The following is a 21,466-nucleotide window of genomic DNA, read 5'->3' as shown; positions in this document are numbered from 1 at the left end:
CGGCTAGAGCAGACGGCTAATCAAGCGGTCAATACGGATACGACGCAGGCGGCGAATCAGTTTACGTACCTTAGCTGGATAATCTGAGATGCTTTCCAACTCGCGGAAATGCTGCACCACAGACGTATGCTCACGAATCAACGCCAACTCTTTCTCACGTTGTTCAGCTAACTCATTGCGAGGATCGTGAATCAGCACCGCGTTTTCCAGATCAAGTCGCCACGCGCGTGGATTGAGATTATTACCGGTAATCATCATCCATTCGTCATCAACCCAGATGCCTTTCAGGTGATAACTGTTTTCGCCATCTTTCCACAAGCGCACGGTCAGCTGACCATTATTCACGTAATACTGAAGACGGCTAAGGAAGCGACGCAGGTTAATTTCATAAAGATACGGCAAAGCACCGATAATCTTGAACGGCTGTTCTGGCGGGATATAAAAGTCATTGGCGGTTTTATCGCCGATGATGATCTCCACTTCCTTACCCTGGCGCAGTAAATGAATCAGATTGCGCACCAGAATAGCCGGCAAGTTGAAATAGGGTGTACACAGCGTTAGCTTACGCTCGGCGCAGGGCATCAAATGGAAGATGGTTTTGTTCAGCAGACTGCGTTTACCCAAGCCAACCAGTGGGGTGACGGCAAGGGATTCATTATCTGCATTGCCCGTGAACTGATAATTAAAGCTGCGCAGCTCCTGACGAAATTGACGCGTTTCGTTCTTTATTTCCGGGCTGGAAGGGCGCTCAGTTTTATCGAGGCGGTTGACCGCGTCAGATTCTTTAAGATTTTCGCAGATCCACGCATACATGGTATCGGTCAGCTGCGGATTACGGATCAACTGATAGCGATCATAACGATATTTATCATGCTGATGGAGATAAACATCGTTCAGGCTCGCACCGCTGTAGAGCAGCGTATCATCAATGATGAAACCTTTGAGATGCAGCACGCCGAGCGCTTCACGCGTATTCACCGGAATGCCATAAACCGGGATGGCGATATCGGGATGCTGAGCCGCCATTTCGCAATACCAATCAGCATTGGTCACGCCGCGTGCGGCGCCAATACGACCACGCTGCGCACGATGCCAGTCGACCAGAATGCAGACATCTAACTCTGGACGAGCCTGACGCGCCGCGTACAGCGCCTGCATTATTCCCCGGCCGCCGTCATCATTTTCCAGATACAGCGCCGTGATGCAGATACGCTTTTCTGCCGTGGCTATTTTCGTCAGCAGGGTTTCGCGAAACTCGGCGGGCGAGTAAAGCGTCGTCAGATCCGACACGGATTGTGACAGTTTAGGCAGCTGTGCGAGGTGTTGTTGGTGTTTATTACGTTTAAATTTAGACAACATCACAGTGCACTTCTTCTCTGTTCATTGCATGGCCTTTTGCCATCAAATCATGATCCTAACGTTAAATAATACCATCAACCGGCCTGCAGAGCAGGATTTTTACCTTTCTGTACAGGTTAGCTGATGACATCGCTCAGCGGTAAATTCAGGCTGACAATGCCATCATCCAGTTGAATATTCACGCGAAAATTGAGTTTTCGAGCCAGCGTGATCATGCCGGTATTGTGTGGCATGGTGATACCGTTCAATTGTTGCAGGCCATGATCGCGCGTATACCGAATCATCTTCTCCAGCAGGCGCCTGCCCATGCCCAACCCTTTCAGATCAGAACGCACCAGAACGGAAAATTCTGCGTCGATATTATCGGCATCAGAAATCGCACGCGTCACGCCGATAATCTCATCCACGCCGTTGCGCTGGCGGACCGCAACTATGGCCATTTCCCGGTCATAATCGATTTGCGTCATATTCGCCAAATCTTCATGGGTGAACTCATTGATTTCGCTGAAGTAGCGATAGTAAAGATCTTCTTTGGTTACCTGAGCGATAAAGGCGCGCAGTTGCGGTTCATCTTCTGGCAGAATCGGCCGGAACAGGCAAAATTGCCCATCTTTCAACTGCACCGTCTCTTCCAGATGATGGGGATAAGGACGGATCGCCAGGCGTGTTTCGTTATCACCAACAAACGGCGCCAGCTGTAACGTGACATCCAGCAGCGTGAATTCATTGGCCGACGCCAGCAGCGGGTGAATATCCAGTCGCTGAATCTCCGGGCAATCTACCACCAGGTTGGAAACCTGCACCAGCAGCTGGCTAAGTCCGGCGATATCCAGCGGCCTCAACGCACTACGGCTGCGCACTTTGCCGCTTTTCATCGCCTGAATCACCAGATAACGTGCCAGCGTCATATTCAAAGGCGGTAAAGCCACGGCGGCTTGTTTATCTGGCTGCCACTCCACGCCGCCTTCGCCTAACAGAATGATGGGACCAAACAGCGGATCCTGCTCAACCACCACACGCAATTCCTGGGCGCCGGCACGATTCGCCATACTCTGTACCAGCAGGCCGTCTATATGCGCCTGTGGATGGGTTTCGCGCACGCGATCGAAAATGGCTTCAGCGGCTTGTTCCACTTCCGCAGCGCTTCGCAGATAAAGCATCACGCCTTGCACCTCAGATTTATGCGGAATGTCCGGTGAACGCAGCTTGAGCGCCACCGGATAGCCAATCTGATCGGCGATTTTGCCAGCGGCTGCGCTATCGCTGGCAATCCAGGTCGGCAGCGTTGCCAATCCGTAAGCCTGCAGCACCGGCTGCACTTCATGGGTATCCAGCATGGTGATGCCCTTATCCAGCGCCTGTTGAATCAGCTGGTGCGCTTGCGCGCTGTTCTGCGTCAAACCAAGCGGTAAGGCGGGCGTCTCGCGCAGCTGTTTCTGGTTACGACGGTACTCCACCTGATGCATAAATGCGGTGACGGTACCTTCAGGCGTACGCCAGGTGGGAATGCCGGCTTGCGTAAAGGCGCGCCGCGCAGCCTGTGAGGAGTATTCGCCGCACCAGTTGGTCAGTAGCGTGACCTGCTTGCCACGCGGATGTTTGGCAACCGCAGCGATAATCTGCTCGGCGGTTTCGCTGGAAGGCGATACGGCACTTGGCGCATGAATGATCATCAGCGCATCCAGTTCATGGCTATCCAGCAGCCGTTCAATGCAGGCTACATAACGTGCAGGTGTTGCATCATCTTTTAAGTCGAGCGGATTACCGCGACCGACACCTTCCGGCAGCAGCGCCGCCAGCGCCTGTAATGTCTCATCATTCAGCGTCGCCAGCTTGCCGTTGCGCGCATACAGCTCATCGAGCGCCAGCGCAGCCGGTGCCGCGCCGTTGCTGATAATCATCAGCCGATCGCCGCGTAACGGGCGCATATGGCTGAGCGACTCTACCGCCGTAAAGAGTTCGTGCGTATCCTGCACGCGCAGTAAACCAGCGCGTTGAATCGCCGCATCCCAGGCAGCATCCAATCCGCTACGGGTGCCGATCATCGCCTGCGCCTGATGGCTACGACCACTTTTTATTACCAAAATGGGTTTATTGCGTGAGGCGCTGCGTGAGGCGGAAACAAAGCGGCGCGCATCGCTCAGATGTTCGAGATACAGCAAAATGGCGCTGGTTTTACCGTCGCGCGCGAGGAAATCTAACAGGTCATCGACGTCGATATCCAGGCTGTCACCCAAGGCGATAAACCATGAGAAACCGAGGTTTCGCTGCTGCGCCCAATCCAGGATGGTATTAGAGACCGCAGCCGATTGTGAAATAAAGGCAATACGTCCTTTCGCAATCGGCACCGGTGAGAAGCTGGCATTCAGCCCTTGCCATGGCGCCAGCAAACCTAAGCTGTTCGGGCCGAGCAGGCGGATTTGCCATTGGCTGGCACAGGCTTTCAGCTCTTCCAGCTGACTGGCCGGTGCCGAAAGAATAATGCACGCTTTGCAGCCTTTTTCACCCAACTGTTGCAGCAGTTCGAGATTACGTTTGGCGTGGGTGCAGATGATGGCGAGATCGGGCGCGAAGGGCAGGCTGGCGATATCGGGCCAGGCCAGCACGCCGCTCACCGCTTTATACTTCGGCGTCACCGGCAACACCGGACCGCTAAATCCGCCGGCCAGCAGATTACGCATCATAAAGTAGCCGGCGCGCCCCGGTGTAATCGAGGCACCGATTACCGCGATTGATTTAGGTCGTAACAGCGCTTCCAGTCCGCGTTGGCTCATCATCCGCTCCTGCTATCAAGATTGGCATGATTGTAAACGCTTTTTACCGCACTTGCCGATTCGCCGATCGCAGGCCGAGGATCTCTTTTAAATTCCAGCGTTTTAAATGGCCGACATACTGCATATTCTGCTGCGCCTGCCATGCAGAGACATCGCCGTCACGTAAATGCAGTAAATCCGCCGGGCTGACCCAATTGGCCTGCCCCTGCAACAGTTCAATACCCGCGTGACGATAGCCCGCCAATACAAATTCGGAACAGAAGAAGCGATTGGCTTGAGGATCGTCAACATCAGCTAACTGCACGCGGGCCATTGCGGTAAGGCAGGCACTGCGAACCTCTTCATTGACGAGCGGCAGTTCACACAGACGGCGTGACACCATAAACGGCATAAACATTACAATGCCCTTGAAGTTGTATTTTTTGCCTTGCTGTAAATCGGCAAACTCCCGTAAGCGCAGCATCTGCTCGCTGGTCATGCCGGGCACGCGCAGCACCAACAGACTATTGCTTTCATCAATAGCATGATTTAGCGGAATGATTTTAACGCCGCTGCCAACCGCTTCCGCGACCTGTTCATCGCCAAGATAAATCGCTGCATGGCTTACGCCAGTCAGTGTAAACAGGCGAATTCCCCACGATTGTGGTGACGTGGCGGATGAGAGCAACAAATCGCCAGGCATCAAAGCGCTGCTTGAAATCAGTGCGGTTGGGCGGGTGCTGGCAGATTGCAGCTGCGGCGGAAAAGCGCGGTCGGGTTGTGGGGCGGTGCTGCAGCCGGTGAGCAGCAGCATCAGCAGCCAGAAAATTTTCATCGTGCATCCTTTGCATATAAGGCCAACTCCGTGGCGATGCGCGACTATAAATCAAACTGGCTGGTTACAAAAGCTGCAAATCCTTAAAGGACATTTTCGAGGCTATGCACGGGATGGTGCGGCTTTCCCGCCAGATAAGCGTGACGGAAGCGTGCGAAATAGTGCTGCAGTTCCGCGGCGGCGGCAAGATCGCCCGTCTGTTCCAGCAGCGCGGCGGCGACTTCTGCAGTGCAGTGCTGACCTTCACCATGGGCTTCACGCAGCGTATAGCGTGATGGAGTGGAGACGTTGAGCGACATCACCGGCAGCGCATCCAGCCACGGGCTTTTGCGAAACATCTTACGCGCCTCCGTCCAGGTACCGTCGAGCATGATAAACAGCGGCGGTTTACCGCTGAGCGGTGGGAAGGTGAGTACTTCACGATCGGCATCAGCATAAGCAGCAGGAAACACGACCAGCGGCTGATAATGCTCATTTTTAACCGCTGCCAGCAATGCAGGATCAAGTTCGGTACGTGACCAGCCAAACGCCTGCGTATCTGGCAGCACATCGGCAATCAGCCTGCCGGTATTGCTTGGCTTCATCGGCTCGTTATCGAACATCACCAGGCAAAAGCGGCTACGCGCTTGCTGTGGCTGGATGGTCGCGCACAGACAATTTTTCTGCGGTAGCAAACAGCGCTGGCAACGTATGACACGATTACCGCGCGCCAGAAACGGGCGCGTAGCGCGTGCTAAACGTTGCGCACGTAAGCGCAGGACGGCATTTTCAAACATAGATTCGCTGGCAGGAGGAAAAACGTCAGTGTAATGGAATTAGCCGGGAAAGGTAATAATAAGGAAGGCCAGCACGCGGCTGGCCATCAGCGATTTACAGCGATTCGTCGAGCCATTCATTGAACGGCGCTTTCGGCATGGCGCCATTCAGCATGTCGACCATCTCGCCGTTCTTGAACAGCATAATGGTAGGAATGCTGCGAATGCGGAAACGCGAGCTCAGCGCCGGTTCCGCTTCCGTGTTTACCTTCACGAAACGCACCTTGCCGCGCCGCTCGTCGGCGACATCTTTAAATACGGGCGCAAAGTTTACGCACGGGCCGCACCACGGTGCCCAGAAGTCGATCACTACCGGCAGATCGTCCTGCAGATATTTATCCAGCGTGGCGGATGTCGCGTTGGCGACTTCACCGTTAAACAGCTCACCGCCGCAACGCCCACATTTTGCTCCATCGGCAATACGCGACTCGGGCACGCGATTGGTTGCCTGACAGGAGGCACAGACTGTATTCATATTTACCTCAACCCGGACCTGTAAATCTGATGATTGCCGGACATTATGAAAAGGTTGAGTGCTATGCTCAATCTGGATTGCCCAATAGGTTCAATAGTTGATAGCTAAGCACCGACACATCAGGTAATCTTCGCGCTCTCAATGCTGGAGGAACAGATGAACGACGAATTTAAAGGCAAAAGCGGCAAGGTAAAAGTGATGTATGTACGTGATGAGGAGGGTGGTCAAAAGCCTAATCCCCGTACCGGCAAAGGCGGCCGTCCTGCTGCGCGCCAGGAAGATAATCGTCGTTCTGGTCCTCGCAGTGCACGTACTAATGAAGAGGGTGGCCGTAGCGGCGCACCGCGTGGCGCACGCAGCGAAGCGGGCGGTCGTGGTTCTGCCCCGCGTGATGCACGTAACAGTGAGCGTGGCCGCAGCTTTGGTCAGCGAGACGATCGTGGTGGCGACAGCCGCAGCTTCGGTGATTCACCGTGGCGTACCGTTTCACGTCCACCCGTGGCTGATGACAGCCAGCTGGATGACGCAGCCAGCAACAAGCCGGTAATCGATCCCGAGCAGATTCGCCGTCAGCGTCAGGAAGAGACGCGCGTATACGGTGAAAATGCGTGTCAGGCGCTGTTCCTGAGCCGTCCGGAAAGCATCGTGCGCGCCTGGTTTGTGCAGAGCGTAACGCCGCGTTTCCGTGAAACCCTGCGTTGGCTGGCGGCCAACCGTAAAGCCTATCACGTAGTGGAAGATGCCGAGCTGACGAAAGCTTCAGGTACTGAACACCACGGCGGGGTGTGCTTCATCATTAAAAAACGTATGGGCATGCCGGTTACTGAGTGGCTGACAAAGGCATCGACCAAAGATTGCGTGCTGGCACTGGAAGATGTCAGCAACCCGCACAACCTCGGCGGCATTATGCGTAGCTGCGCGCACTTCGGTGTGAAAGGTTTGCTGGTGAATGATGCTTCGCTGCTGGAATCGGGTGCGGCAGTTCGTACCGCCGAAGGTGGCGCTGAGCACGTACAGGCGATCAGCGGCGAAAGCTTTGCTGATGGCCTGGAAGCGTTCCGTAAAGCAGGTTACACCATCGTTACCACCTCCAGTCACGAAGGTACGCCATTAGCGAAAGCTGAACTGCCGGCTAAAATGGTGCTGGTATTAGGCCAGGAGAGTGAAGGTCTGTCCGACAGCGCTTTCCAGCAGGGTGATCTCAGCCTGTCAATCGGCGGTACTGGCAACGTTGAAAGCCTCAACGTGTCAGTGGCAACCGGTATTCTGCTCGCCGAATGGTGGCGTCAGAACGCATAAAAAAACGGGCCGCAAGGCCCGTTTTTGTTTTATCGCTTAGTGCGCACCGCCGCCGCCACTGCCGGCACCGAAGGGGGGACGCGCAAACCACACCAGCACCAGCAAGATCAAGAACACACCCGCCGACGCCCAGAAGATCTCATTCGCCGAGATAATCAGCCCCTGATTGGTAATTTGCTGTGCGATATACGCCGATGCCTGCTGCTGGGTCATCCCCATGCTTTCCAGTTGGTCGTACATCTGCTGTGAATTGACGTTGTACGGATTCACCGACTCCGACAAATAGCTATGATGCATCGATTCCCGATTACTCCACATGGTGGTGGTGATCGAGGTGCCGATAGAACCGGCCAGCGTTCGTACGAAGTTCGACAGGCTTGATGCTGCCGCCATGCGCTCCGGCGGTAAGCCCGACAGCGTAATGGTGGTCAATGGCATAAAGAAGCACGCCACCGCAAAGCCCTGAATAAACTGCGGCCACGCCGATGCGCCAAAATCCATGCCCGGCTCAAACGTGTAGGCGCGCCAGTAGAAACAGACGGCATACATGATAAAGCTGAAGGTCACCAGCTTACGCATGTCCAGCTTATGTGCGAAGCGACCAATAATCGGCGACAGGATTACCGGCAGAATACCTACCGGCGCTGACGCCAATCCGGCCCAGGTGGCGGTGTAGCCATATACCTCCTGCAACAGCTGCGGCAGTAATACTATCGAGCCGAAGTAGAGCATATACGCCAGACTTATCGACAAACAGCCAATGGTGAAGTTGCGCATCTTGAACAGCGACAAATCGACTATCGGGTGATCGTCGGTCAGCTCCCATACCAGCAGCACCAGTAGCGCCACTACGGCGACCACCATGAGCACAATGATTTCGGTGGAGCTGAACCAGTCAAGTTCTTTACCGCGATCGAGCATCACCTGCAGCGAGCCAATCCCGACCACCAGCAGCACCAGGCCGACCATATCGATCGGACGGATCTCGGTTTTGGTCTCACGTCCGCGCAAAGTTTGCAGCGTCAGTAACACCACCACCAAACCAATGGGTACGTTGATAAAGAAGATCCAGCCCCAGTGATAGTTATCGCTGATCCAGCCGCCGAGAATCGGACCGCAGATCGGCGCCACGATCACCGTCATCGCCCATAGCGACAGCGCCACACTGCGCTTTGCCGGTGGATAGTTATTGAGCAACAAACTCTGCGACAGCGGAATCAACGGACCTGCGACCACACCCTGAATGACGCGGAAGAAGATCAGCATCTCCAGGCTTTCGGACATGCCGCAAGCCCAGGACGCCAGCACAAACAGGATGGTCGACCAGGTAAACAGCTTAACTTCACCGATGCGTTTCGCCAGCCAGCCGGTGATGGGGATCGAGATGGCATTCGCCACCCCGAAAGAGGTAATCACCCACGTGCCTTGTGAGTTCGAGGCACCGAGGTTACCGGCGATGGTCGGAATCGCCACATTAGCGATGGTGGAGTCGAGTACCTGCATAAACGTCGCCAGCGACAGGGCGATGGTCATTAGGACTAACGGCGCACCTTCAAGCGGTTTTTGTGCCACAACAGCCTCCCGCGGCGTTAGTCAGCGTTGGCACGAACGATGTCAGTAATCAGCTGGTTAACCGGCGCAAGGTCGATTGCCAACGCATTACTTTCGTAGGCGGCCTGCGGACGCACCACACTCGCCAGCGTTGCCCCCTCTTTGTTCTGCGTATCAACTTTCACCAGCGTGGAGAGGCCGATACGCAGCGGATGCTCGGCAACCTGTTTCGGATCCAGTTCGATACGCACTGGCAGACGCTGCACTACTTTGATCCAGTTACCGGTGGCGTTCTGTGCTGGCAGCAGCGAGAAGGCGCTACCTGTACCCATATCCAGTCCAACCACTTTGCCGTGATACTCCACGTCATCCCCGTAAATATCACTTACCACCGTGGCGGATTGACCGATACGTACGCCAGAAAGCTGAGTCTCTTTGAAGTTGGCATCAATCCAAAGGTTGGTGGCCGGAACCACCGCCAGCAGCGGTGTGGTGGTGGAAATTTGTGACCCCACCTGAACGCTACGACGTGAAATAAAGCCATCAATCGGGCTACGGATGTCGGTGCGCTGTAGCGCCAGCCAGGCATCACGTAGTTCAGCTGCGCTCTGTTGTACCGCAGGCTGATTTTCCAGCGAGGTGTTGAGAATCATCGCCTGATTAGCATTGTATTGCTGAACGGCGACATCCAACTGTGCTTTCGCGGTGGCGACGGCATCACGCGAGTGTTGCAGCTCTTCGCGGCCAATCAGGTTTGAGGCACCCAGCGGCTCGCGGCGTTTCAGGTCAGCTTCAGCCTGATCCAGCGCGGTTTGCTGCAGCTTGATCGTGGCTTGATACTGCTTACCATTGATCATCAGCTGGTGGGTTTGACGCACGCTGGTGGCCAATGCGGTCTGCGCTTTTTCAAACGCCTGCTGCGCATCGGTTTTATCAAGCGAAACCAACACGTCACCTTTTTTGACCCTGTCAGTATTATCAAACCAAACTTTATTTACGCTGCCAGAAACCTGTGCCATCACCTGCACCTGGTTACCCGCCACATACGCATCATCGGTTTCCTGGAAGTGGCGCAGCACCAAATACCAGTAAGCCAGATACGAAACACCAATAATGACAAACACGATAGCCAGCAGGATCAGCACACCTTTGCGCTTCTTCTTTTTATTTGCTGGCTGTTGCGGGCTTTGAGCTTCCGCTGTCGCACTCATGTTGTTCTCCACGTTTTCCATTTAGTCGGGATGTGTTGATCCATCAACACGGTTGCCCGAGTCGAAAAAGCCAGCGCTTAAGCGCTGGCCGGATAAAAGGGGATTAAAATAGCGATTTCGGAAGGTGATTGTGTCGCACTTCTTGCTATTAACGTGACAGAGAGGCGATAACCTGATCTTCGTCCATTTTATCGAGACGGTTAAGTAACTTACGGGTGATGGTTTCCAGCTGATCCTGCTCATTAGTGGAGAGCGAAGACCACAAATATTGCAGGCTCTGATGCTGTGGTGGCAGCAGCTGGCGCAAGAATTCGTTGCCTTTTTCAGTCAGGTGCAGATGCAGGCAGCGGCGATCGTTCTCGCTTTCACGGCGTTCAATCCAGCCGCGCTTCTCCAGCTCATCGGCGATACGCGTTGCGTTAGTGCGTGAGGAGCCCAATGCAGAACTCAATTCTGATGGCTGGATGCTCTGATTTTCCTGGGCATCAAGGGTGATCAGCGCCATGAATAAGGTCTCGTTAATTCCCTGCGCCTTCAACATTTTGTTGCGATTATCCAGCAGTTTTCCCTGCATGTGCATGCACAGGCGGGTCAGAATGATCTCCTGCAGCGGAAAATCTTTATGGCGGTTAGCACGGATGTTTAGCATCTGTTCAATGGGAGTAAACGAACTTTCCATTTTTAAAAAAACCTCTTAGTTGCAACTGGTATAGTAATGATGGTGACAGATAAAGCGTAGTCATATTTTCCGCAGGTGATTGTTCGCACGATCACATTGTCAACATCTGACATTCCAGGTTGTTCCTTAACCCTGGGCATTTCGCCCTGACATTCCGCCTGAAAACCTGCGCGGCCGATGCCATCAATTCATCCCGGGAAACCTTTTTACAGATAAATAATTTCGCGAGAAAAAATAACTCTGGTGAATAACTGCGCTGCTAACCATAACAAAGCCAATCATCAATGAACAGTATTGCTCACCAGTTTGGCCTGACCTTTACGATTTCTAAACACTTTTACAGCGCATCTTGCCTAAGTAAATCAATGCTTTGATTAACATTATCTTAACAACGCTCGCGCCATAGGAATACCAGCCATAATGATGGAATTCGATCGCCAAACGGGAAGCATTCAGAGCGTGAGGATGAGAGAGATAATCATTTGAGGGTAATAATAACCCAAAAAATTATTTCATTGGTGTGTTAATTAACAGGACGTACCAGTACGCTATAGCGCACGCTTCGCTTATCGAGAGGTTATTCAAGGGAAGGAAAGGGCGAGTCAGGAACCTGCTGTAGCGGTGCAATCTCATGCGCTTGTGGCCAGGGTGCCATGGGTAGGATGAAAAACGGCGCGATAAATCGCGCCGCTACAATACTAACGCTAATGTAATGCGGTTACTTAGCTGCCGCTAATGCGTCCTGAATCCATTTATCAAATTCCGCCTGATGACCTTTAATCCAGCCGTCGACGTGTCCATTGATGTCGGCTTCAGAAGCATGACCGGCATGCATCGCCGCGTTTTCGGCGTTGATATCACCAATGGGCAGCTTCATCTCAGCAAACAGCTTCGCCGCGGCCGGGTTCTTCTCGGTCCAGGCTTTGTTCGCCACGATATGCATGGTGTTCACCGGGAAGCCGTAGTTGGCGCCATTTGCCAGCTTGGTATCAACTTTGCTCTGCTCGCCTGGCAGAGAAGAGAACGGCACCTGCAGCCACACCACATCTTTACCCGGCTTCAGCACGTCGCTCACCCAATAAGGCGTCCAGGTGTAATAGAACACCGGTTTGCCCTGCTTAAAGCGTGTGATGGTATCGGCGATCATCGCCGAGTAGTTGCCCTGATTATGCTCTACGGTGTTGCTCAGCTTATAAGCATCAATCTGATGGTTAATCACCGCTTCACAGCCCCAGCCTGGCGTACAGCCGGTCAAATCGGCTTTACCATCGCCATTGGTATCAAACAGTTTGGCGATCTTCGGATCTTTCAACTGCTCGATATTGGTGATGTGATATTGCTCAGCGGTTTTCTTATCAATGAGATAACCCTGTGCGGCGCCACCGACGTAGGTGCCCTGGCGATAAAATTTCGCATCGCCGCCCGCTGCTTTATACATGTCGTCGTGCAGCGGTTTCCAGTTGGTGGCAATAAAAGTGGCATCGCCAGCAGCGATGGTGGTGTACGCCACGTTGTAATCAATCTCGCTTGGCTTCTCGACGGTATAGCCGAGTTTCTCCAGCGCGCGGCTCACCAGCAGCGTCTGGAAGGTCTCTTCAGAAATGGTGCTCTGAGTCGGTTTAACGGTGATGCCTTTACCGGGCAGGTCGGCGGCGGACACGTGCGTCGCGGCGAACGTCGTCAGGACGGCAGCAATTAGAGCTGTCTTGCGCATAGTCATTCCTTATTTTACGTGTTACGTCGGAGACGAGCGGCCCCAGCGGACCGCTCATTAAAATCAGGCTTTTTTACTGAAAGGGCGGAGCAGTAGACCCAGCGGGCCCGTGCTGTACCAGTGGCGGCTGCCACGGCTGCGGCTGTCGCGGCCCATCGACTGCGTCAGGCGATCGAGGATGATGGCGAGGATGACAATGCCTACGCCGCCCACGGTGGCGAGCCCCATATCGAGGCGACCAATACCGCGCAGTACCATCTGGCCGAGGCCACCAACGGCAATCATTGAAGCGATCACCACCATCGACAGTGCCAGCATCAGCGTCTGGTTTACGCCGGCCATGATGGTCGGCATTGCCAACGGCAGCTGCACTTTAAACAGCATCTGACGCGGGCTGGCACCGAAGGATTCACTTGCTTCGATCAGATCAGCAGGCACCTGCTTGATGCCGAGAATGGTCAAACGCACAATCGGCGGCAGCGCAAAGATGATGGTCACCACTACGCCCGGTACGTTGCCAATACCAAACAGCATCACGATCGGCACCAGATAAACGAAGGCCGGTGTGGTCTGCATCGCATCCAACAGCGGACGGATAATGCGTGCGGCACGTTCGCTGCGCGCCAGCCAGATGCCGAGCGGCAAGCCGATCACAATGCAGAAGAACAGGGCGGTAAGCACCAATGCCAGCGTCACCATCGCCTGCGACCAGGCACCAATCGCGCCAATCGCAATCAATGAGATCAGCGTAGCAATCCCCATCGCTGGACTGGCAATTTGCCAGGCAATCAGCGCAAACACCACAATTGCCACCGGCGCAGGCATGCCGAGCAGTAACTGCTGAAAGGCGCTGAGGATGTAATCCACCGGCACACGAATGCCCTGGAATACCGGACGGAAATGGCTCACCACCCAATCGATGCCTTCGGTCACCCAGCTGTCGAGCGGAATCCAGGTTTTATGGAACGGGTCCATGATGTTGAAATGCTCAGGTGCGGGAGCGGGTGCGCTGCTGAGCCAGTCACTGCTGCTGGCGGCATTGCTGGCGGCATCATGGCCACCGCTGCTGGCCGCGGAGGGATCGCCCCACGCATCGGCCGAGCCGCTAGCCGAACCGCTATCAGCCGGTGCAGCACTGCCGCTTGCCCAGGGATCGCTGCTGCTGGCGGCGGCACTGGTATCGGAGGTGGCCGGTTGCTGGGTAGTTTGGCTGGCACTTTCCCACGGATTAGATGTTTGTTCACTCATGATTAGGCTCCTTCACGATCTAAAGCGCGCAACAGCATGCTTTTCGAAATGATACCGACGTACTGATTCTCTTCACTGACCACCGGCACGGCGCAGGGCGCTTGTGCCACATGGGAGAGCAGATCGTTCAGCGAGGTATCGGCAGGAACCGCTAACGGCGTCTCCAGCAGCGCGCTATCCAGCCCTTCACCGGCTGCCAGCGCAGCTTTCAGCGAATCGGTGGACACCACGCCGACAAATTTCTGTTTCTCCAGCACATAGCCATATTCACGATCTTCATCCTGCAACAGCTTGATGGCCGATCGCGGACCAAAACCGGCGGCTTTGCGAATCAGGGAGCCCGCACTGCGACGGGCAATATCTTTGGCGCTAAATACATGGCTGATATCGACGCCACGGAAGAAGGTGCGTACATAATCGTTGGCGGGATTATTAAGGATTTCATCCGGCGTGCCGACCTGTACGACTTCGCCGCCTTGCATAATGGCAATGCGATCGCCAATGCGCATCGCTTCATCGAGGTCATGAGAAATAAATACGATGGTACGCTGATGCTTAGCCTGCAGTTTTACCAACTCATCCTGCATTTCAGTACGAATCAGCGGATCGAGTGCTGAGAAGGCTTCATCCATCAGTAAAATATCGGGATTAATAGCCAACGCGCGGGCTAATCCAACGCGCTGACGCATACCGCCAGAAAGTTCATCCGGATAGGAGTGGGCATAATTATCCAGGCCAACCTGACGCAGCGCTTCCAGCGCTTTTTCCTGGCGCTCCTGCAACGGCACGTTGGCTAATTCCATGCCAAAGGCGGCATTATTTAGTACCGTCATATGCGGCATTAACGCGAAGGATTGAAATACCATGCTGATCTTATTTCTGCGGACGTCACGCAGTTCTGAATCCGATATTTTAGCAATATCGACACCGTCTATGATTACCTGGCCGCGGGTGGGCTCGATCAGACGATTGAGAAGGCGAACCATGGTGGACTTACCTGAACCTGAAAGCCCCATGATGACGAAGATCTCGCCTTCTTCAATGGCCAGACTGGCATTTTTGACGCCGACAGAGAGACCGGTTTTCGCCAGAATACTCTCTTTGCTTTCGCCTTTATCAATCAGCTTAAATGCCTTTTCGGGATTATCCCCAAATACTTTATATAAATTCTTTACTTCGAGTTTAATTGCCATGCAGTAATTAATTTCCCGGTTAAATGTTTAACTATTTCTTGTTGTGGTCCTGATTAAATTTAAGCGCCCTATACCCTAGCATAGTGAAATTATCTGACAACCCTGAATGGCGATATTCGCCGATGCGCGCCTGCACGAATAGCTAAAATCTCCAGTGCTCACAAGGGATGCGCGTGGATTAATTTTTTGCGTTTGATAATTGAATTTAGGCGTGTTTCGGTCTGTTTCTGGTACAAAGTGGCCGAAAATCAATTCGAAATGAAGAAATATAAGTGAAATAAATGACTAAAATGAGCGGAAATAAAATTGGTTTAAAAAATAATCATCACCGGATTAATACGCTAAATAATTCGTGCTGCAGCAAGGCGACAAGCCCGCTCGACCCAGGAGCATAGTTCACTATGTGACTGGGAAGAGTGGGCGCAGTCAACGCAGCTGTGGTGCGAAGTATGACGCGTATTAAAAGTTCCAGTCTTCGTCTTCGGTTTCAACAGCCTTCCCCATGACATAGGAAGAGCCGGAACCTGAGAAGAAGTCGTGGTTTTCATCGGCGTTGGGCGATAGCGCGGACAAAATCGCCGGATTCACCGAGGTCAGCTCCGCCGGGAACAGCGCTTCGTAGCCGAGGTTCATCAGCGCTTTGTTGGCGTTGTAGTGCAGGAAGGTTTTTACCTCTTCCGCCCAGCCCACTTCGCCGTACAAGGCTTCGGTATACACCACTTCGTTTTCGTACAGCGCCAGCAGTAAATCAATCGCGAACTGCTGCAGCTCTTCGCGGCGGCCTGCATCGACCTTTTCCAGCGCTTTTTGGTACTTGTAGCCGATGTAATAGCCGTGCACTGCTTCGTCACGAATGATCAGACGAATCAGGTCGGCGGTGTTGGTCAGCTTGCCCCGGCTCGACCAATACATCGGTAGCCAGAAACCGGAGTAGAACAGGAACGATTCAAGGAACACGCTGGCGATTTTTTTCTTCAGCGGATCCTCGGCGCGATAGTGCTCCAGCACAATCTTCGCCTTGTTTTGCAGTGCTTCGTTCTCTTCGCTCCAGCGATAGGCCGCATCGACATCCGCGGTATTACACAGCGTGGAGAAAATCGAACTGTACGAGCGCGCATGCACCGCTTCCATAAAGGAGATGTTCGATAGCACCGCCTCTTCGTGTGGCGTAATGGCATCTTCCATCAGGCCCGGGGCGCCGATCACGTTCTGGATGGTGTCGAGCAGCGTCAAGCCGGTAAATACCCGAATCGTCAGCTGCTGCTGCTGGTGGTCCAGCGACTGCCAGGCAGGCAGATCGTTGGAGAGCGGCACTTTTTCCGGCAGCCAGAAGTTGCTGGTCAGACGGTTCCACACTTCGAGGTCTTTCTCATCCTGAATGCGGTTCCAGTTAATCGCTTGAATTTGTTTTAGTTGCATAGTTTTCATCACAGTGAGCAGGAGACGCAGCCCTGTACCTCGGTGCCTTGCAGCGCCATCTGGCGCAGACGAATGTAATAGAGCGTTTTGATGCCTTTCTTCCACGCGTAAATCTGCGCTTTGTTAATATCGCGCGTAGTAACGTCGTCGCGGAAGAACAGCGTCAATGACAGGCCTTGATCGACGTGCTGCGTGGCTTCGGCGTAGGTATCAATAATTGCTTCCGGACCAATCGAGTACGCATCCTGATAGAGGTCGAGATTGTCGTTGGTCATAAACGGCGCCGGATAATAGACGCGGCCGGTTTTGCCCTCTTTACGAATCTCAATACGCGACACGATCGGGTGAATGCTTGAAGTGGCGTGGTTGATGTACGAGATCGAACCGGTTGGCGGAATCGCCTGCAGGTTCTGGTTGTATAACCCATGCTGCATTACCGCTTCGCGCAGCGCTTGCCAGTCGGCCTGCGACGGCAGGGCAATCCCGGCATCGGCAAACAGTTGTGCTACACGCGCGGTGCGTGGCTGCCAGGCTTGCTCGACATACTTATCGAAATATTTGCCATTGGCGTATTGTGACTCGGCGAAACCGTCGAAACTTGTCTGATGCTCCTGCGCCAGCAGATTCGAGGTGCGCACAGCGTAGTAGGTGACGCAGTAGAAGTAGAGATTGGTGAAGTCCAGTGCTTCTTCTGAACCGTACGCCATGCCTTCGCGCGCCAGATAGCCGTGCAGATTCATTTGACCGAGGCCGATAGCGTGCGAACGACGATTACCTTCCGCCACCGATGGCACCGAGTTAATTTCACTCATCTCCGAGACGGCGGTCAGCGCGCGCACCGCGGTTTCCACGGTCTGCGCCAGATTGCGTGAATCCATGGCATGCGCAATGTTGAGTGAGCCGAGGTTGCAGGAGATGTCTTTGCCGACGCGGCGATAGCTGAGATCGTCATAGAACTCGCTGGCACTGTTGACCTGCAAAATCTCGGAGCACAGGTTGCTCATGTTGATGCGGCCGGCAATCGGGTTGCTGCGGTTAACGCTATCCTCGAACATGATGTACGGATAGCCCGATTCAAACTGAATCTCCGCCAGCGTCTGGAAGAAGTCGCGTGGCTTGATGTAGGTTTTAGTGATGCGATCGTCCGCCAGCATCTCGTCGTAATGCTCGCTAATGCTGATATCACCAAACGCTTTGCCGTAGATGCGCTCGACATCGTAGGGCGAGAACAGCGCCATATCGCGATTCTCTTTCGCCAGCTGGAAGGTGATATCCGGGATCACCACGCCAAGCGATAGCGTTTTAATGCGGATTTTCTCGTCGGCATTTTCGCGTTTGGTATCGAGGAAGCGGAAAATATCCGGGTGATGCGCATTCAGCCACACCGCGCCCGCGCCCTGACGCGCACCAAGTTGATTAGCGTAGGAAAACGCATCTTCCAGCATCTTCATAACCGGAATCACACCGGACGATTGGTTCTCAATGCGCTTAATCGGCGCACCCGATTCACGCAGGTTGGAGAGCAGGAACGCCACGCCGCCACCGCGTTTTGACAGCTGTAACGCTGAGTTCACCGCGCGACCAATCGATTCCATATTGTCTTCGATGCGCAGCAGGAAGCAGGAGACCAGCTCGCCGCGCTGCTGCTTACCGCAGTTGAGGAAGGTTGGCGTAGCGGGCTGGAAGCGGCCGCTAAGCATCTCTGCCAGCAACTCACGCGCTAAGCTTTCATTGCCGCGTGCCAACGTCAGCGCCACCATGCAGGCGCGCTGTTCGAAGGTTTCCAGATAGCGTTTGCCATCGAAGGTTTTCAGCGTGTAGCTGGTGTAAAACTTCCACGCACCCAGGAAGGTGTGAAAACGAAAACCTGCAGCGTCGGCGTCGTCATGCAGCTGACACAGGAAATCGAATGGGTACTGATTCAGCACATCGGCTTCGTAGTAGCCTTCGGCCACCAGATAGCGCAGGCGCTCGCCCGCAGAGGCAAACTGCACGGTGTTGGGCTGCACATGTTGCAGGAAGAACTGGCGCGTAGCTTCGTGATCTTTGCTGAACTGAATACGGCCATCGGCGTCGTACAGGTTCAGCATTGCGTTCAGCGCGTGATAGTCCAGCTGCGTGCTGTTCAGGGTGTCTGTCGTTGCCAAAATTGGGTCACTCCCGCTTTTACATTAGCGATATCGTCGGGGGTTCCCATTAGCTCAAAGCGGTAGAGATAGGGAACCTGACATTTCTGCGCAATGATGTCGCCCGCCAGGCAATAGCCTTCACCGAAGTTGCGGTTACCGGCAGCAATCACCCCGCGAATCCCGCGTCGGTTGGCATCATCATTGAGGAATTGAATCACTTGTCTCGGCACCGCACCGCGCGAACTGCCGCCGCCGTAGCTCGGCACCACTAAAATGTAGGGTTGTTCGATATGCAGGCGCTGCGTGCCGTCAACCGGAATGCGGCGGGCAGGCAGCCCAAGACGAGTGATGAATCGGTGCGTGTTTTCCGACTGGCTAGAGAAATAGACCAGTGGAAACATGGCTTATCCCCCGACCGCTGCGAGCTGGCGCAGGCCGGCGATTTTGTCGGGGCGGAAACCACTCCAGTGATCGTCTTGCGTCATCACCACCGGCACCTGGCGATAGCCAAGGGATTTGAGGTTGTCGATGGCTTCAGGTTGGCTATCCAGGTTAATCAGCTGGTAGTCGATACCTTTGCGGTCCATGGCATTTTTTGTCGCATTGCACTGGACACAGTTGTCTTTGGTGTAAATAATAATGCGCATGATTCGTATTTCCCTTTGATTGCGGTCAGATTGCGAGATACGAAGCAAAATCCTGTTTGCATCGAACTTCGTCCGTGACGACATTTGGTAGCTGGTTGATGGGTTGAATACTAGATGTAGTGCTTCTGGTGGTCAAGCCCACCAGATATAGGGTTTTGTGATTTTGAACGTCGGATAATTGCTAAGGCCAGAGATCATGCGCCTTCCAGGCCGGAAAAATTTTTTGTAAAGGGATTGAGGGAAAAGTTTTGGTTGAATTTTGTTCGGTTTGGCCCTCACCCTAACCCTCTCCCGCAAGTGTTCAGTCCGGGGAGATCGTGAACACTTGTTCGGGGACATGGTAGACACTTACAACTAAGGCATAAGAACCCGTTTATGGAGTCGCTTATGCCCTGGGATGCGAGAGATACCATGTCATTACGTACTGAGTTTGTTCTGCTCGCCTCGCAAGACGGGGCGAACATCCGCGAGCTGTGCCGCCGCTACGGCATTTCTCCCGCCACCGCCTATAAGTGGCTTCGCCGCTGGGCTGAGGAAGGGCCGTCCGGTCTTCAGGACCGCTCACGCACGCCCCGTCATTCCCCCGGCAGGTCGCCCGACGACATCACTGACCTGCTGCGTATGGCGCATGAGCTTCATCAGCGCTGGGGAGCACGCAAGATTAAGCGCTGGCTCGAAGAACGCGGACACCGCATGCCCGCCTTCAGCACCGTCCATAACCGGATGGCCCGCCACGGCCTGCTGCCGGGACTGGCTCCGGGTATCCCGGTCACGGGGCGCTTTGAACACGCGGCCCCGAACCAGCTCTGGCAGATGGATTTTAAGGGCCACTTTCCCTTTGGCGGCGGCCGCTGCCATCCGCTTACCCTGCTGGACGACCATTCCCGGTTCTCGCTGTGCCTTGTGCACTGCGCTGACGAACGGCGCGAGACGGTACAGGAGCAGCTGGTCAGCGTCTTTGAGCGCTACGGCCTGCCGGACCGGATGACGATGGATAACGGCTCACCGTGGGGCAACACGACCGGGACCTGGACGGCAGTGGAGCTGTGGCTGATGCGGCAGGGTATCCGGGTGGGCCACTCCCGGCCTTACCATCCGCAGACGCAGGGCAAGCTGGAGCGCTTTCACCGCAGTCTGAAGGCGGAAGTGTTGCAGGGAAAGTGGTTCGCGGATAGCGGAGAGCTGCAGCGCGCCTTCGACCACTGGCGGGCAGTCTACAACCTTGAACGCCCGCATGAGGCGCTGGATATGGCGGTGCCGGCGTCGCGCTATCAGCCATCATCGCGGCAGTACAGCGCCCGCGTAACGTCACCGGAATACGACGAGGGCGTGATGGTCAGGAAGGTGGATATCAGCGGGAAGCTGAGCGTAAAAGGCGTCAGCCTGAAGGCAGGCAAGGCGTTCAGGGGAGAGCGGGTTGGGCTGAAGGAGACGCGGGAAGACGGTTACTACGAAGTGTGGTGGTACAGCACAAAGGTGGGGGTGATCGACCTGAAGAATAAGTCGATCACCATGGGTAAGAATGTTAAAAAGTGTTCACCATGTCCCTGAACACCCGTTTACCATGTCCCCGGACCGTACACAAGCGGGCGAGGGGATAATTAGGTGGTACTCAATAGTTTTTTTACGGAGCGCGATCGGCTCCTTCTCCCGCTTGCGGGAGAAGGTTGGGATGAGGGAAAGCGCGCACAGATCGCACCCACAAAAAAGCCCCGCACAAGGCGAGGCTGTTTGCATGCAATGACACGCTTATCGGCGAGAAGACACCAACAGCGCGCCGAGCACCAGACCTACTGCAGCACCAACACCAACGCCGTGCCACGGTTTGTCATGCACATAAGCATCAACCTGAGTACCCGCATCACGTGCCGCTTGTGACACGCGACTCTGACCGCCGCTCAGTTTGGCACGCGTCTGTTTCAGCAGCGCCTGCGCCTGGCTGCGTGCACTATCAACCTCGTCTTTGGCTTCACTGCCATAAGATTTAAGTAACGCCTCTAGCGAATCGGCCAGTTCGTTTACATCCTGATTGATATCAATGTCATCGTTTTTTGCGCTTCGATTAAACATTTTTTAGCTCCCTTTGATTTAAAACGTAATACTCAGTGTAGACGAAGCGTGATTAAACGCAGGGATGTG

18 protein-coding genes are annotated in these 21,466 nt (G+C 54.4%); 2 read left to right on the top strand and 16 right to left on the bottom strand.

Annotated features, from left to right (window positions below):
• Positions 1-3: 3 nt before the first annotated feature.
• From pssA to trxC, 5 genes are all read right to left on the bottom strand, one after another.
• Positions 4-1,359: a CDP-diacylglycerol--serine O-phosphatidyltransferase gene (gene pssA / locus WH298_RS04665; RefSeq protein ID WP_007886380.1), complete on the bottom strand. Its 1,356-nt coding sequence runs from the start codon at positions 1,357-1,359 to the stop codon at positions 4-6.
• A 116-nt stretch (positions 1,360-1,475) separates the two neighbouring features.
• On the bottom strand, positions 1,476-4,133 hold the full coding sequence (locus WH298_RS04655; protein ID WP_180822320.1) for a bifunctional acetate--CoA ligase family protein/GNAT family N-acetyltransferase: 2,658 nt from the start codon (positions 4,131-4,133) through the stop codon (positions 1,476-1,478).
• A gap of 43 nt (positions 4,134-4,176) precedes the next feature.
• Positions 4,177-4,947, bottom strand: a complete 771-nt coding sequence (locus tag WH298_RS04650) for a YaeF family permuted papain-like enzyme (protein ID WP_049853024.1) — start codon at positions 4,945-4,947, stop codon at positions 4,177-4,179.
• Between the two features lie 83 nt (positions 4,948-5,030).
• The gene (locus tag WH298_RS04645; RefSeq protein ID WP_180822319.1) at positions 5,031-5,723 is read right to left on the bottom strand and encodes a tRNA-uridine aminocarboxypropyltransferase; all 693 of its coding nucleotides are present in this window, start codon (positions 5,721-5,723) and stop codon (positions 5,031-5,033) included.
• Between the two features lie 94 nt (positions 5,724-5,817).
• Positions 5,818-6,237: a thioredoxin TrxC gene (gene trxC / locus WH298_RS04640; protein WP_007886387.1), complete on the bottom strand. Its 420-nt coding sequence runs from the start codon at positions 6,235-6,237 to the stop codon at positions 5,818-5,820.
• A gap of 156 nt (positions 6,238-6,393) precedes the next feature.
• Here trxC and WH298_RS04635 point away from each other — a divergent pair, with 156 nt between their 5' ends.
• Positions 6,394-7,536: a tRNA/rRNA methyltransferase gene (locus tag WH298_RS04635; protein WP_007886389.1), complete on the top strand. Its 1,143-nt coding sequence runs from the start codon at positions 6,394-6,396 to the stop codon at positions 7,534-7,536.
• 36 nt (positions 7,537-7,572) lie between these two features.
• On the opposite strand, the gene emrB is transcribed toward WH298_RS04635, so the two are convergent.
• The 10 genes from emrB to nrdH all read right to left on the bottom strand — a co-directional run bounded on the left by emrB (position 7,573) and on the right by nrdH (position 19,327).
• Positions 7,573-9,108, bottom strand: a complete 1,536-nt coding sequence (gene emrB, locus WH298_RS04630) for a multidrug efflux MFS transporter permease subunit EmrB (protein WP_007886391.1) — start codon at positions 9,106-9,108, stop codon at positions 7,573-7,575.
• Between the two features lie 17 nt (positions 9,109-9,125).
• On the bottom strand, positions 9,126-10,298 hold the full coding sequence (gene emrA / locus WH298_RS04625) for a multidrug efflux MFS transporter periplasmic adaptor subunit EmrA (RefSeq protein WP_007886393.1): 1,173 nt from the start codon (positions 10,296-10,298) through the stop codon (positions 9,126-9,128).
• Positions 10,299-10,446: 148 nt separating this feature from the next.
• Positions 10,447-10,977 carry a transcriptional repressor MprA gene (gene mprA, locus WH298_RS04620; RefSeq protein ID WP_007886395.1) on the bottom strand — a complete coding sequence of 177 codons (531 nt, stop codon included), beginning with the start codon at positions 10,975-10,977 and terminating at the stop codon, positions 10,447-10,449.
• A gap of 718 nt (positions 10,978-11,695) precedes the next feature.
• Complete coding sequence (gene proX, locus WH298_RS04615; protein WP_008101636.1) at positions 11,696-12,691, bottom strand: glycine betaine/L-proline ABC transporter substrate-binding protein ProX; 996 nt, start codon at positions 12,689-12,691, stop codon at positions 11,696-11,698.
• Positions 12,692-12,754: 63 nt separating this feature from the next.
• Positions 12,755-13,939 carry a glycine betaine/L-proline ABC transporter permease ProW gene (proW, locus tag WH298_RS04610; RefSeq protein ID WP_007886399.1) on the bottom strand — a complete coding sequence of 395 codons (1,185 nt, stop codon included), beginning with the start codon at positions 13,937-13,939 and terminating at the stop codon, positions 12,755-12,757.
• Between the two features lie 2 nt (positions 13,940-13,941).
• On the bottom strand, positions 13,942-15,132 hold the full coding sequence (gene proV, locus WH298_RS04605) for a glycine betaine/L-proline ABC transporter ATP-binding protein ProV (RefSeq protein ID WP_007886409.1): 1,191 nt from the start codon (positions 15,130-15,132) through the stop codon (positions 13,942-13,944).
• Between the two features lie 459 nt (positions 15,133-15,591).
• Positions 15,592-16,551, bottom strand: coding sequence for a class 1b ribonucleoside-diphosphate reductase subunit beta (gene nrdF, locus WH298_RS04600; RefSeq protein ID WP_180822318.1), 960 nt, complete (start codon positions 16,549-16,551; stop codon positions 15,592-15,594).
• Positions 16,552-16,559: 8 nt separating this feature from the next.
• A complete protein-coding gene (gene nrdE, locus WH298_RS04595; RefSeq protein WP_180822317.1) occupies positions 16,560-18,698 on the bottom strand; it encodes a class 1b ribonucleoside-diphosphate reductase subunit alpha in 2,139 nt (712 codons plus the stop codon).
• On the bottom strand, positions 18,677-19,081 hold the full coding sequence (gene nrdI / locus WH298_RS04590; protein WP_007886412.1) for a class Ib ribonucleoside-diphosphate reductase assembly flavoprotein NrdI: 405 nt from the start codon (positions 19,079-19,081) through the stop codon (positions 18,677-18,679). Before nrdI ends, nrdE begins: the two co-directional genes overlap by 22 nt.
• 3 nt (positions 19,082-19,084) lie before the next feature.
• Positions 19,085-19,327: a glutaredoxin-like protein NrdH gene (nrdH, locus tag WH298_RS04585; protein WP_007886413.1), complete on the bottom strand. Its 243-nt coding sequence runs from the start codon at positions 19,325-19,327 to the stop codon at positions 19,085-19,087.
• Positions 19,328-19,714: 387 nt separating this feature from the next.
• On the opposite strand from nrdH, the gene WH298_RS04580 reads away from it, so the two are divergent.
• Positions 19,715-20,878 carry an IS481 family transposase gene (locus WH298_RS04580; RefSeq protein WP_422616021.1) on the top strand — a complete coding sequence of 388 codons (1,164 nt, stop codon included), beginning with the start codon at positions 19,715-19,717 and terminating at the stop codon, positions 20,876-20,878.
• A 198-nt stretch (positions 20,879-21,076) separates the two neighbouring features.
• On the opposite strand, the gene WH298_RS04575 is transcribed toward WH298_RS04580, so the two are convergent.
• Entirely contained in the window at positions 21,077-21,397 is a 321-nt protein-coding gene (locus WH298_RS04575; protein ID WP_180822315.1) for a DUF883 family protein, read from the bottom strand.
• Positions 21,398-21,466 lie beyond the last annotated feature (69 nt).

The organism is Pantoea nemavictus, from assembly GCF_037479095.1.
GTDB lineage: Bacteria > Pseudomonadota > Gammaproteobacteria > Enterobacterales > Enterobacteriaceae > Pantoea > Pantoea nemavictus.
This window is presented reverse-complemented; position numbering and strand designations above follow the sequence as displayed.